The organism is Streptomyces sp. NPDC050121 (assembly GCF_044460385.1).
Classification (GTDB): domain Bacteria; phylum Actinomycetota; class Actinomycetes; order Streptomycetales; family Streptomycetaceae; genus Streptomyces; species Streptomyces soliscabiei.
The window spans coordinates 1-13,010 of the sequence record NZ_JBITJV010000020.1; the positions used below are offsets into that span (position 1 = coordinate 1).

Here is a 13,010-nt window from a genome sequence, read left to right on the forward strand (position 1 = left end):
TCCACCCCCCCCCACCCCCCCCCCCCACACCCACCCCCCCCTCCCCACCCCCCCCCCCCCCCCCCGCCGCCGCCGCGGGGGCGGCGCCCCCCCCCCCCCCCCCCCCCCCCCCCCCCCCCCCCCCCGACTTTCTGGTGTGGCCGCCATACGACGAGGGGGCGGCCAGTGTCTATGAGCGTGCGCTCACCGGCGCCTCACCTCACGCGTCCTTGGCGGCGAGGCTCATGAGGTGCTCGCCGGTCAGACGGAGCACCTCGCGGGTGTTCTCGCTGTTACGGTCGGCCAGCCAGCACAGCGTGACACCATCCAGCACCGCGTTCAGGTAGCGGGCCAGAACGGGAAGGGACACCGTCCACGTGATGCCCGCACTCTCGGCAGATTCCGCGAGGAGCTGCTCGTGGACTTCCAGGTAATGCTCGTACTGCCGGCGGGCCAGATCCTCAAGGCCCTCCTGGCGCAACGCGTAGTGGGCGAGCTCGTACCCCACCTGATGCTCTCCCGGGCTGAGCTCGACCCCCTCCCAGAAGGCGAAGAGGCTCCTGGCGATGCGTGCGCCGAGGTCGCCCTCTCCCTCGAACACGTTCCGGGCCTTGGCCACGCTGCTGTCCGTGATGCGGGTGATGACTTCCTGGAGGAGTTCCTCACGTGAGTTGAAGCAGTAGTGGAAAACGCCCAGCGGCATCTTCGCCTCGTTGACGACAGCACGTGTCGTGGTCTTGACGACTCCGTCGCGGACCATGACACGGAACGCCGCGGCGATGAGTTCTTCCCGTCGATCCTTCGCTGCCATGCGAGACATGCGGTCCACCGTTTCATCAAGAGTGAAAAGCTCACTCCATGCTAACCGGCGTCTTGGACAATCGACCAACTGTGATTCGGGCGTCAGGTGACCCAATACGGCGGCGATGTCTCGCTGACGGGCCCCACAGGCTCGGTACCCGCTGTAGAGGAGGCAGCGGTGCGCGGCGCAGAGCTCCGCGTGTGACGGCGCCGACTGTTCTTCGGCTCCGACAGGCATCCGCTCGATCGGCGGCCAGGGCCCACGCAACGTGATCGCCAACATGGAGTCCGGACGCTGCTGAAAGTTCGTCCACCGACGGCAAGGTAGAGATCAGTTTCCGCGGCCAAGCGACCATTCCAGCGGCGAGATCGTCCAGCTCTGCAGACCCGGGTGCCCAGCTCGCTTTACCGCGCCGTAGTGGAGCCTTGCCTGCGTCGCACGGCGTCCTCATGGGTCCGGATCGTGCGGTCGGACACGGACGCCTCCCGGACGGCGAGGTCAGGCACCGGCTGAACCCTCGCTTCCCGCACGCCTTCCGGTCCGTCCGGGAAGGGGCACAGCCAAGGGGCATGGTCAAGCGGTCGCAGTGGTGGACGGGGTGCCGACGAGGTTGAGTACGGCGCCGGCGAGGTGAGCGAGGCTGCGGTCGGCCTGGTCGGCGTCGGGGTCCACCAGGTGGTCGAGCAGTACGCCATCGATGGCGCAGTAGATGAGGTGGGCCAGGTCGCGAGGCGGAATGTGGCTCATCTGCCCGGTGTGCTCCAGGGTCCGGCGGATGATCTGCTCGATGGCGGTGAGGTGGTGGTCGCGCAGAGCGCGACCCAGATGGGCCGCCTCGGGGGTGCGCAGCGCATAGAGGGTGAGTTCGTAGTCCACGCGCTGGGTGACCAGATCGCCGCACACGAGGCCCCAGGCGGTGCGCACCAGACGGTGGATCACCTCCGAGAGGGCGGGCGGGCCGGCTCCGGGTGGAGTGACCAGGTGCGCGGCGATCGTGGAGTTGTCCTGGCTCGCGTGGTCGATGAGTGACTCCAGGACCGCCGCGAGGATGTCGTCCTTGGTCTTGAAGACATAGTGCAGCGTGGCCAGGGACAGCCTGGCTTCTGCGGCGATGCGTCGCGTCGTGGCGCCGGCAACGCCGTCGCGCGCGATGACTGCGGCGGCGGCCTCGATGATCTGCGTGCGGCGCACTGCGGCCGGCACATGAGCCATGCGGTGAACTCCCTTGGTTTTCTTGGCCGATCGACCGACTAGATCACATGACCACATTGGGCACAAGAGGTCGGCCACGGTGATCCACAACACGGGCTTGTTCGTTTGACTAAGACGGTCGACCAACTCCATGATGCTGTCACCGCAAGGCGCAACCGAAGGCCAGGCGGCACTGCACCGCCATCGTCTGGCGCTCACACCTGCGCCTTCGCACCCCTCCGCTCCGCCTGCCCCTGCACGCCTCTTGTCACGGAACGCACCAGGAGAGACACCATGACCGACATGATCGCCGTCGCCTACCCCAGCCAGGACGTCGCCCAGCAAGCGCTCACCGAACTGCGCACCCTGCACACCGAGCACACTGTGCAGGTAGCCGACGCAGTGCTGCTCACCCGTGACCTCAACGGCGAGGTGGCCATCCACGGCAGGCCCCACCCCGCCGCCTCCGGCGCCCTCGGCGGGGCACTGTGGGGCGGCGTCATCGGACTGCTGCTGTTGCAGCCGCTGCTCGGTGCGGCCATCGGCGCGGCCGCCGGCGGGGTGGCCGGCGCGACGGTCGAGGACGACGACCGGACCCAGTTCATCAAGAGCCTCGGCGAGCGCCTGGCACCCGGGCACGCCGCAGTGATCGCGGTGATCGGCGAAGCGACCGCGGACAAGGCCCTGCCGCGCATCGCCCGGTACGGCGGCGAGATTCTGCACACCTCACTCAGCCGGCAGGACGAGGACGAGATCCGCTTCGCCCTGCACGCCCACGAGCCCGCCGGCCAGTGGCCCTGGGCACACGACGCCACGTTCACGAAGGCGGCCCCCCAGGGGGCCGACGCATCCCCGTCCACCCCGGCGCATCCGGACACGGCCGCCGAACACGCCGGCGGTTCGGGCCTGCGGGCTGCGGCTCTGGGCGCGGCCGGGGGGCTGGCCGGCGGAATGCTGCTCGGCTCCCTGCTCTCCGACGACGACAGCAGCGATGACGAGGACACCGAAGACGACGACTAGAACCGCCCAAGCTCGGAAACCGGACCGTTCCGGAGCACCGTGCGCCCTGGTCGAGCGTGAACTGGCCGCGCTCGGGGAGTCGTAGAGCCGACGCCGTGGCCGGGGTGGGATACGCCCGTACCCGCGTACCACCCTCGCCAGGAACATCCCGCCGAGCACGCACGCCCGACGCGTACGCAGAATACGAACGAGCGCCGCGGTATCCCGTGACGGACGAGGAGACCTGAGATGCAGACGGGAGAGAGCGCCGCGGTCGTGACCCCGCGCAGCCGGCCGTCGCTGCGCATGCGGCTCGTGTGCGCGTGGCTCACCTCGGCGAGGACCAAGCGGATTCTCGCTGACGAGGCATCCACCGAGGCCGACCGCCGCCGTAACCGCGCCGAGGGGCCCGCCGTCGTACCGAGGCGGCTGCTGCGCACTCACGACGTCACCGTGCACCACCGCGACGGGCTGCGGTGCGCGGCACCCGATCCGCAGGCCACGGCCACATCCGCTCACGCACTGGCTCGAAAACGAAGCAGCGCCTGACCCGACCCAAGTCGACTCAGGCGCTGCGTAGCAGGTCAGAGGCCGTTTCCCTCCCCCGCCACCCGTAGGCCCTGTGGGACTCGAACCCACAACCAATGGATTAAAAGTCCACTGCTCTGCCAATTGAGCTAAGGGCCCAGGCGATGTTGCCTCCCCGAGCATAGCCGGACCCGGCCGTGTCTCCGATCGGGTATCGGTGACACGGCCGGGTCGAGGCGTACGGAAGGGCGAAGATCGGTCATCGGGCCTGCCGGCTACGGGGTCTTCCCCGCCCTCGCCGCCTCCCTGGCCGCGGTCCGTTCGTGGTCGGGGTTGAGGAACCAGTGGCGGGCCGAGACCTGCCACCACACGCCCGCGAAGCCGAGGACGACGAGGACGGCGACCGGGGCGTAGTTGAAGGTCTCCCAGGTGACCGGGGAGACCTGCGGCAGCATGAACAGGACGGTGATCACGGCCACCCACGCCACCGACACCACTCCGACGGCCTTCGACCAACGGCCCAGGTGCCACGGCCCGCGCTGGAAGGCCTCGCCCTTGCGGATGCGCAGCAGCGTCGGGATGACGTACGCGATGTAGAGGCCGATGACGGCGATGGAGGTGACGGCCGCGTACGCGGTCACGTTGATCAGGTACGGCAGGCCCAGCAGCAGCGCGCCGCCGGCCGCGAGCCAGACCGCCGCGACGGGCGTACGGGTGCGCGGGCTGACCGTGTGCCACAGACGGGAGTACGGCAGCGCACCGTCCCGCGAGAACGCGTAGATCATGCGGCTGTTGGCCGTCACCGACGCCATCCCGCAGAACAGCTGGGCGCCGATCACGACCAGCAACAGCAGCTTGCCGGCGGTCGCGCCGAGCGCGTCGAGCAGGATCTGGGCGGGCGGCGCGCCGGTCGGCGAGGTGAGCGCGGCGTCGTAGGACTGGATGGCGTACGTGAAGCCGAGCAGCAGGACGAAGCCGGCGATCCACGACGTCCAGATGGAGCGCACGATGCCCTTCGGGCCCGCCGTCGACGCGTCGTGGGTCTCCTCCGTCATATGGGCGGACGCGTCGTAGCCGGTGAAGGTGTACTGGGCCATCAGCAGGCCCAGCAGCACGACGTAGACCCCGCTGCCCCAGCCGGTGTTGTTGACGAACTCCCCGAACACGAAGGACGTCGACTGGTGGGTGTCGGGGACGAACGCCAGCGCCCCGACGATGACGCCCACGCCCAGCACGTGCCACCACACGCTCACGCTGTTCAGCAACGCGACGATCCGCACCCCGAAGGTGTTGAGCAGGCCGTGCAGGACGAGGATCCCGGCGAAGAGCAGGACAGTCCGGCCCGGGGTCACCTCGAAGTCGAACTGGAGGTTGAGGTACGCGCCGAGGAAGGACGCCGCGCCGAAGTCGATGCCGGCGGTCACCGCGACCTGCCCCAGCACGTTGAACCAGCCCGTGAACCAGGCCCAGGCCGCCGCCGATCGCGGAGGCGCCAGCCGGTGCGCCCAGAAGTACAGGCCCGCCGAGGTCGGATACGCCGAGCAGATCTCGGCCATCGACAGACCCACGAACAGCGTCATCAGGCCGACGGCCACCCAGCCCCAGGTGATCACCGCCGGTCCGCCCGTGTTCATGCCGAACAGATACAGCGTCAGGCAGCCCGACAGGACCGAGATGATCGTGAAGGAGACCGCGTAGTTGGAGAACGCCGACATGCGGCGGGCAAGAACCTGTGTGTAACCGAGCTGGGCCAGCCGCTCTTCGTCCGACAGCCCACTCACCATGGCGTCATCTGTCATGCCCCCAGCAATTCCCTCACCGGGGGCGTGACACACGTCACAACTTGGCCGAAACCCGACCGTGATCCGGGCGACCCGTCCTCATTCGGCCTGACCCCTGATGGGCGGGAGATGCCCGTCCGAGACCGCACCTTCGTATACCCGCACGTCATCGACGGCGCCGCGCAGATGTCCGCCCCAGCCGCCGTCCGCCGTCAGCTCGCGGCCCACCTGCAGACCACCCGTGGCCGACCAGGTGGAGGTGTAAGGCACCCGGGCCGCCATCTCGCCGTCCGCATACAGCCTGACCTCGTTCGCCGCGTTGTCGTAGGCCAGGGCCAGATAGTGGTCGTTGCCAGGGAGGACGGGCAGCCGCTCCGCCGTCAGCGTCGTCGTCTCCGCGCCCACCGCGTCCCCGTGCGCGAGCACCGCCTGCCAGCGCTGCAGCTCGCCCGAATAGCGCAGGGACACCACCGAATTGTGCTCGCCGGGCAAGGACAACGCGGTCATGTTCCGGCCTTGGGCCGCCTCGTCGATCCGTACCCGCACACCGACCGTGAAGCTGTCCGTCGTGTCCGCCACGGCACCGCCAGTAGCCGCGAAGTCGCCGTCGCCGTCCAGCTGAAGGTGGCCGGCGCCTGCCATCGGCGGCTCGGCCGGCAGGCAGTTCGGGTCCAGGTCGTCGCAGCCGGGCTCCGCGTGGAAGATCGTCGCGTCACCGCCGAGCATCAGCGGACTCCCACCGCCGTCCTCAGGGCTGCTGTCGCCGGTCGCCTCGTCGAGCGCCCAGTACCCCTTCTTCACGAGCCGCCTGGCAGCAGCCTCCAGGGCTTCGTCGGCGACGACGATCCGGTCCCACAGACGCACCTCGGCGAGAGCGCCCCGCCAGTTGTCGCCGGTCGCTGCAGCCGCCCGGCCGATCTGCAGGTCCCCGGTGCCGGAGCCCACAGGCGTGGCCACGTCCTCGGCGGTCGCGGCAAGCCGCCCGTTCACGTACAGGCTCGCGGTTCTCCGGACCGGGTCGTGCACACCGACCAGATGTGTCCACTCCCCTGTGTCAGCCGCCCCGCCCGTCACCCGCGCCGCACCCAGCCCGAACGACCAGTTGCCCTCTGAGTCCGTACCGAGCCGGGCTGCGCCCTGGCTCACCGCCGTCCTGGCCACAGTCGGCCCATCCGTCGCCTCGGGCCGCACCCACGCGCTCACCGAAAAGGCCGCATCGATGTCCACAGCAGGTGCGCCGCTCGTCAGATAGGCCGCTGCCGAGCCGTCCAGCTCGGCGGCGCCCGCCACTGCCGTCCGCTCAGGTCCCGACGCACCGAATCCGACACCGGCGCCGGCGGTCGCGGGTCTGCCGCCTGCAGAGGGAGCGGCCTCCGTTGCACCTGCCACATCGGCCAGCGTCCAGGCGGCCGCAGGCGTACGGCCGCGCGCCACGCGGAATGTGTACGACTCCTCGCCACTCGATCGGCCCGCCCGGTCGGCCGCCCGTACGGTCAGCGTCACCGGCCCGGACCTCGTCGGCATCCAGCGCAGGGTGGCGGGCCCGCCGGGCTCGTCCGGCCGAACGGTTCCTTGTACGCCGTAGGAGGTCTCGTAGACGTACGACACCACGTCGTCGGACGGCGAGTCGAACGTGAACGCGCCGTACACACCCACCCCGCCATGCGCATTGTCGTCGGCCGGATAGTCCGCCGAACCGACCGACGGCTTCTCGGGCGATACGGCGTCGTACACGAACTCACACGCCGTGCCGGTGCCGTCGGAACTCCAAGGTCCCCATCCGGTCCCGTCCGAGGCGCGCACGCGCCAAGTCACCGCGGTGGCCGACGGCACGTCGCCCGGGACGGTCCACATGAAAGGAGAGCCACTGAGCTTCGCGCCAGTGGTGCCTGTCCGTATCTGCGCAGCACCAGAAGCGTCCGTCCACGATGCCTCGAACTCCGCGCTCACCTGGCCACCGTCCGGGTCGCGGAGCACCGCGGACAGCCTCGGCCGGGTGTCGACATACGGCCGGTCCACCCCTGCTGCGCACGCGTCGTTCCCCGTCTTCAGCTCGGACAGCCGCGGCTGGGACGGTAACCGGTTCTCGGCCGCCGCAGCCGTCCACGGCACGACAGCCACAGCCGACGACGCGAGCACGGCCGCAAGCACGGCGCACCTCCACACATGACGAGTCAACGGATCCCCTCCCCCTCGGCCCGGCTCCCCACCGGGCTGGTCCACTGTCCCGAAGGTAACAGCGGTCACTGACAACGCGTCACCTCAATACACGCCGAAGGGCCCGTACGACCGAGTCGTACGGGCCCTTCTTGCTACCTCAGTCCTGCTGGATCAGTCGGTGTCAGCCGTTGCGCTTCCAGCGCGGCTTGTCGTCGCGGCGGCCGGTCGTGCCGGAGCCGGTGCCGCGGTGGTCGTCACGGCGGCCGAACGGGCGGTCGTGGCCGCCGGAGCGGAAGCCCGGGCGGTCGTCGCGACGGTCACGGTTGAACGGACGGTCGCTGCCCCGGTGGGTGGACGGACGGTCGCCCTGACGGTCGCGGTTGAAGCCGCCCGACTGACGGTCGTCGCGGTTGAAACCGCTCGAGGGACGGTCGTCGCGGCGGAAGCCACCGGAGGGACGCTCGTCACGGCGGTCGCGGTTGAAACCGCCCGTGGGGCGCTCGTCACGGCGGAAGCCACCGGAGGGACGCTCGTCACGGCGGTCGTCACGGCGGTCGTCGCGACGGTCGCGGTTGAAGCCGCCCGCGGGGCGCTCGTCACGACGCTCGAAGGAACGGCCACCACGGTCGTCACGGCGGTCGCGGTTGAAGCCGCCACGGTCGTCACGGTTGAAACCGCCACGGTCGTTGTCGCGGCGCTCGAACGAACGGCCACCACGGTCGTCGCGACGGTCGTCACGACGGAACCCGCCGCGGTCGCCGTCACGGCGGTCGCGGTTGAAGCCGCCACGGTCGTCACGGTTGAAACCACCGCGGTCGTTGTCGCGGCGCTCGAACGAACGGCCACCACGGTCGTCGCGACGGTCGTCACGACGCTCGTAGTTGCCCCGCTCGTCACGACGCTGACGCGGCTGCTCGTACGCGGGACGCTCGACGGGCTGCTCGGAGACCACGGTCTCGACCGGCGCCTCCGCCACGGTGTTCTGCTCCACGGTGTTCTGCTCCACGACCGCCTCGGCGGCCGCGACGACAGCCGCCTCGGGGTCCTCGCCGCGCTCACGCGCCACGCGGGCCACCAGACGGTCGGCCTCCTCGCGCAGCTCGGTCGCCCGGCGCTGCGCGCGCTCCAGCTCCTTGGTGAGCTGGGAGACCTCACGCTCGGCCTGCTGCGCCGCGTTGCCCGCGGACTCGGCCTGGACCTCCGTCATCGACCGGGCGCCGGTGATCTCGGCGACCTCCGGGTCGAAGGCGGCGCCGCCCTGGATGATGTGACGCCCGGCGTCGACGCCCGCGTCCTCCATCAGCCGGAAGATCTGACGGCGCTGGTGCGGCAGCGAGAGCGACACGACCGTGCCGGTGCGGCCGGCCCGCGCCGTACGGCCCGCGCGGTGCAGGTAGTCCTTGTGGTCGCCGGCCGGGTCCACGTTCAGGACCAGGTCGATGCCGTCGACGTGGATGCCGCGGGCGGCGACGTCGGTCGCGACGAGCGCGTTGACGTAGCCGTCCTTGAAGTCGGCCAGCGTGCGGGTGCGCGCGCCCTGGGTCATGCCGCCGTGCAGCGCGTCCGCCTTCACACCGGAGTCGCGCAGCTGCTCGGCGATCCGGTCGGCGCCGAGCTGGGTGCGGACGAAGATGATCGTGCGGCCCTTGCGGGAGGCGATCGCGGCGGTGACCGGCGCCTTGTCCTTGGGCTTCACGATGAGGATGTGGTGCGACATGGTCGTGACGTTGCCCTGGGCGCTGTCGACCTCGTGCGTGACCGGGTTGCTCAGGTAGCGCTTGACCAGCGTGGAGATCTCGTTCTCCATCGTGGCCGAGAACAGCATGCGCTGGCCGCCGGCCGGAATCTGGTCGAGCAGCTCGGTGACCTCGGGCAGGAAGCCCAGGTCTGACATCTGGTCGGCCTCGTCGAGGACGGCGATCTGCACGTTCTCGAGGGAGCAGGCGCCGCGGTTGATGATGTCGCGCAGCCGGCCCGGGGTGGCGACGAGGATGTCGACGCCGCGCTCCAGGGCGTAGATCTGGTTGCTCATCGACGTACCGCCGCAGACGACCTTCATCTTCAGGCCGAGGACGTCGCCGTAGGGCTGCAGCGCGTCCGCGACCTGCATCGCCAGCTCACGCGTCGGCGTGAGGATGACGGCGCGCGGCTTGCGCTTCTCGGTGTGCCCGCCGGCCAGCGTGGCCAGGGTCGGCAGACCGAAGGAGAGGGTCTTGCCGGAGCCGGTGCGGCCACGGCCGAGGATGTCCTTGCCGGCCAGGGCGTCCGGGATGGTCGCGGCCTGGATCGGGAAGGGGGTGGTCACGCCGTTCTGCGCGAGCTTGCGCACGACGCCCTCGGGGAGCCCGAGGTCGGCGAAGGTCGGCTCAAAGGACGCGGCGGAGTCGTCGACGGAGGCCTCTGCGGCTTCGGTCTCGACGACCGCGGTCTCGGTGAGCTCGATCGCCTCGTCGTTGCTCTCGGGCACGACGGCGTGATCAGTACTGGAAATGGACATGCGAATGCGAAACCTTCCGGAGTCTCGTCGGCACGCGCCCGTCAACTCCGTGTTCGCATTGCATTACGACCGCCTCTATGCGGTCCGCCACGGCTGGGGAGAGTACGCGCCACACGGCGCGCTCTGCGGTGGCGCCGGGCAAATGGGATCAAACGATCTACTACCATACGCACCCTTGCCTCCGAAGGCAAACTGAGCTCCATCACCGCAGCTCAGCAGCCATCTAGGCCCTGCACCCTGCCGTTCCGAGGCCCCGCCCCGAGTCGGCCTAAGGTCCTGTCCCGGACCGGCCAAGGGTGCCCTCCTAGGTCGGCGAACCCGCCTCGGGAGCCGCTTCCGGCGCCGCCTCCGGCGCGGGCTCCCGCTCCGCCAGCTGCGGCGCCGGCCCCCCGCCTCCCTCGTGCGCCGAGGCCGAAGGCTCGGCCACCGTCGGCGACGGCGACGGCGGCGGCGGAGGAGGCGGAGGCTCCGGCGAGGGCACGGGCGGCTCCGGGTCCGGCGAACGCGTGGGCGCCGTCGGCTGCGCCTTGGTCGGCGTCGACGCCCCCGGCTTCTCACTCGGCCCCGGCCGCGCCGCCCCCGCCGAGGCCGGCGCGCTCGCACCCGCCGACGGCGCGGCCGAAGCGGACGCCGACGCACTCGCCGTGCCCTTGTCGCCCTTCCCGTGCCCGTGCCTGTCGCCACCGCCCGCAGCGCCCAGCCCGGACCCGCGGCCCGCCCCCGCCGAGCCCCCGTCCGGCGCCTCACCGCCGTGCTGCCCCGCCGAATGCGACGGCTTGGCCCGGCCGCCCTCCTCGTCCCCCACGCTCATACAGCCGGCGGCCGCGGCGACGGCCAGAGCCGTCACGGCCAGACGAACGGGTACGTACAAGGGGCGCACGGGGCCACCTCCGCGGCAGGCGTAAGAGTCGACGTGCCCAACTCCCGCCGCCCACAAGAAGACACGCGCGGGACACGCACCCCCTGCCGGACGGCTCAGCCGTAACCGAGAGCGTGCAGCCGCGCGTCGTCGATGCCGAAGTGATGGGCGATCTCGTGCACCACCGTCACCTCGGTCTCCGCGACGACCTCCTCCCGTGACGCGCACATCCGCAGCGTCGGCCCCCGGTAGATCGTGATCCGGTCCGGCAGCACCCCGGCGTACCACTCACCGCGATCCGTCAGCGGCGTCCCCTCGTACAGCCCGAGCAGCTCCGGATCCTCCGCCGGCGGCTCGTCCTCGACGAACACCGCGACGTTGTCCATCAGCCGCGTCAACTCCGGCGGAATCCGGTCCAGCGCCTCGGCGACCAGTTCCTCGAACTCCTCGCGCGTCATCTCCAGCACAGACCCCATTGTCCGGTACGACCCCGACGTACGGAGGGCATGAACCGTCCGCATACCAGCGCCCGGACCGGGGCATACGGCACCAATGGCCCGCGTCCGCGTCCCCGCCGCAGCCCTGAACCGCCTCAAGCCCACCCAGCGCAGGAACCGCAAGAACCGCAGGATCCCCGCTCTCGAACTCGCCGCCCGCCCCAACCCCTGGGCCCGCGCCCTCGGCATGACCGCCGTCGTCCTCCTCGGCGCCTGGCTCGGCCTGCTGATCGTCGGCGACGTCCGCGTCCCCGTCGGCCCCATGGACACGACCATGACCCTGCGCCCGTCCGTCACCGGCGGCACGAAGATCAACGTCTCCCCGCTCGGCGCGCTCTCCCTGGACAGCCACCACGCCCCCGTGCGCCTCGACGTGAACGTCGACCAACTCGACCCCGTCCGCTCCCAGGCCCTCGTCGACCACCCCGAGCGCCTCTCGGGCCTCCAGGACGAGGTCGCCCACGACGTCGAGCACGGCACCCTCGACCTCGCCGTCCGCTCCTGCGTCGCCGTCGTCTCCGGCGCCACCGCCCTCGGCCTCGCCGTCTACCGCCGCCCCCGCCGCGCCCTCGCCGCCGGCGGCCTCGCCTTCACCCTCCTGGCCGCCTCGGGCGCGACCGCGTACGCCACCTGGAACCCCAACTCGGTGCTGGAGCCGCGGTTCTCGGGCCTGCTGTCCTCCGCGCCCTCCCTCGTCGGCAACGCGCGCAACATCGTCACCGAGTTCGACGTCTACCAGCAGGAACTCGCCCGCCTGGTCACCAACGTGACCAAGCTCTACGACGTCACCTCCACGCTCCCCGCCTACCAGCCGGACCCGACGACCGTGCGCGTCCTGCACGTCTCCGACATCCACCTCAACCCCGCGAGCTGGAAGATCATCGCCTCGCTCGTCGAGCAGTACAAGGTCAACGTGATCGTCGACTCCGGCGACACCATGGACCACGGCACGGCCGCCGAGAACGGCTTCCTGGACCCCATCGCCACGCTGGGCGCGCCCTACGTCTGGGTCAGGGGCAACCACGACTCCCTCCTCACCCAGCGCTACCTGCAGCGCATGAAGAACGTGCACGTCCTCGACGACGGCCGCGCGGTCAACCTCGCCGGACTGCGCTTCGCCGGCATCGGCGACCCCCAGTTCACCCCCGACCGCTCCACCGTGCCGGGCGCCGACCAGACGCAGGAGGCGGCGGGCGCGCGCCTCGCCCAGGCTCTGCGCGCCCAGAAGGCCGTCGGCACCCCGGCCGACGTGGCCATCGCCCACGAGCCGTCCGCCGCCCGCGGCACGGACGGCGAGGTGCCACTCGTCCTGGCCGGCCACCTCCACCACGAGCAGACGGAGGTCATGAAGAAGGGCACCCGGCTGCGCGTCGAGGGCTCGACCGGCGGCAGCGGCCTCCGCGCCGTCGAGGGCAAGTACCCCGACCCCATCGAGGCGTCGATCCTCTACTTCGACCGCGACACCCGCCGCCTCCAGGCCTGGGACGAGATCAAGCTCGGCGGCCTGGGCCTGACGACGGCCGAGGTCAGCCGCCACCTCCCGAAGGAGAACCAGCCCGGCGCCGCCCCGTCCCCCAGCCCCTCACCCACTCCCTCGCCCGCCCCACCCCTCACCCCGTCCGGAACCGCCCCCGAATCCGCCCCCACAACACCCTCCCGGACCTCCGCCAGGACGGCCCCGTAAACCGTTTTGGCGATACCCGCCGCCATCCCATAT

General features: G+C 70.9%; 10 protein-coding genes and 1 tRNA gene. 3 read left to right on the forward strand and 8 right to left on the reverse strand.

Annotated elements, in window-relative coordinates; translation table 11 throughout:
• Positions 1–199 precede the first annotated feature (199 nt).
• Positions 200–790, reverse strand: a complete 591-nt coding sequence (locus tag ACIBTS_RS27535; RefSeq protein ID WP_399322895.1) for a TetR/AcrR family transcriptional regulator — start codon at positions 788–790, stop codon at positions 200–202.
• A 564-nt stretch (positions 791–1,354) separates the two neighbouring features.
• Positions 1,355–1,993: a TetR/AcrR family transcriptional regulator gene (locus ACIBTS_RS27540; RefSeq protein ID WP_399322896.1), complete on the reverse strand. Its 639-nt coding sequence runs from the start codon at positions 1,991–1,993 to the stop codon at positions 1,355–1,357.
• 273 nt (positions 1,994–2,266) lie between these two features.
• Here ACIBTS_RS27540 and ACIBTS_RS27545 point away from each other — a divergent pair, with 273 nt between their 5' ends.
• Together ACIBTS_RS27545 and ACIBTS_RS27550 are read left to right on the forward strand one after the other, a co-directional pair.
• Positions 2,267–2,992 carry a DUF1269 domain-containing protein gene (locus ACIBTS_RS27545; protein ID WP_399322897.1) on the forward strand — a complete coding sequence of 242 codons (726 nt, stop codon included), beginning with the start codon at positions 2,267–2,269 and terminating at the stop codon, positions 2,990–2,992.
• 228 nt (positions 2,993–3,220) lie between these two features.
• Entirely contained in the window at positions 3,221–3,520 is a 300-nt protein-coding gene (locus ACIBTS_RS27550) for a hypothetical protein (RefSeq protein WP_399322898.1), read from the forward strand.
• Positions 3,521–3,585: 65 nt separating this feature from the next.
• On the opposite strand, the gene ACIBTS_RS27555 is transcribed toward ACIBTS_RS27550, so the two are convergent.
• The 6 genes from ACIBTS_RS27555 to ACIBTS_RS27580 form a co-directional block, all read right to left on the reverse strand.
• Positions 3,586–3,658: transfer RNA gene (locus ACIBTS_RS27555), tRNA-Lys, on the reverse strand.
• A 116-nt stretch (positions 3,659–3,774) separates the two neighbouring features.
• Positions 3,775–5,298 (reverse strand): amino acid permease, encoded by a 1,524-nt coding sequence (locus tag ACIBTS_RS27560; protein WP_399322899.1) that lies wholly within the window; start codon positions 5,296–5,298, stop codon positions 3,775–3,777.
• An 81-nt stretch (positions 5,299–5,379) separates the two neighbouring features.
• Positions 5,380–7,431: a LamG-like jellyroll fold domain-containing protein gene (locus ACIBTS_RS27565; RefSeq protein ID WP_399322901.1), complete on the reverse strand. Its 2,052-nt coding sequence runs from the start codon at positions 7,429–7,431 to the stop codon at positions 5,380–5,382.
• Positions 7,432–7,621: 190 nt separating this feature from the next.
• Positions 7,622–9,937, reverse strand: coding sequence for a DEAD/DEAH box helicase (locus ACIBTS_RS27570; protein ID WP_399322902.1), 2,316 nt, complete (start codon positions 9,935–9,937; stop codon positions 7,622–7,624).
• A gap of 304 nt (positions 9,938–10,241) precedes the next feature.
• Complete coding sequence (locus tag ACIBTS_RS27575; RefSeq protein WP_399322904.1) at positions 10,242–10,817, reverse strand: hypothetical protein; 576 nt, start codon at positions 10,815–10,817, stop codon at positions 10,242–10,244.
• Positions 10,818–10,912: 95 nt separating this feature from the next.
• A complete protein-coding gene (locus ACIBTS_RS27580; protein ID WP_319344080.1) occupies positions 10,913–11,263 on the reverse strand; it encodes a metallopeptidase family protein in 351 nt (116 codons plus the stop codon).
• A gap of 85 nt (positions 11,264–11,348) precedes the next feature.
• Between ACIBTS_RS27580 and ACIBTS_RS27585 the strand changes: the two genes are divergently transcribed.
• A complete protein-coding gene (locus tag ACIBTS_RS27585; RefSeq protein ID WP_399322906.1) occupies positions 11,349–12,977 on the forward strand; it encodes a metallophosphoesterase in 1,629 nt (542 codons plus the stop codon).
• Positions 12,978–13,010: the final 33 nt, after the last annotated feature.

Coding starts and splice junctions, on each gene's coding strand:
- ACIBTS_RS27585 (WP_399322906.1), top strand. CDS start 11,349: ATGGCCCGCGTCCGCGTCCCCGCCGCAGCCCTGAACCGCCTCAAGCCC.
- ACIBTS_RS27550 (WP_399322898.1), top strand. CDS start 3,221: ATGCAGACGGGAGAGAGCGCCGCGGTCGTGACCCCGCGCAGCCGGCCG.
- ACIBTS_RS27560 (WP_399322899.1), bottom strand. CDS start 5,298: ATGACAGATGACGCCATGGTGAGTGGGCTGTCGGACGAAGAGCGGCTG.
- ACIBTS_RS27535 (WP_399322895.1), bottom strand. CDS start 790: ATGGCAGCGAAGGATCGACGGGAAGAACTCATCGCCGCGGCGTTCCGT.
- ACIBTS_RS27540 (WP_399322896.1), bottom strand. CDS start 1,993: ATGGCTCATGTGCCGGCCGCAGTGCGCCGCACGCAGATCATCGAGGCC.
- ACIBTS_RS27545 (WP_399322897.1), top strand. CDS start 2,267: ATGACCGACATGATCGCCGTCGCCTACCCCAGCCAGGACGTCGCCCAG.
- ACIBTS_RS27570 (WP_399322902.1), bottom strand. CDS start 9,937: ATGTCCATTTCCAGTACTGATCACGCCGTCGTGCCCGAGAGCAACGAC.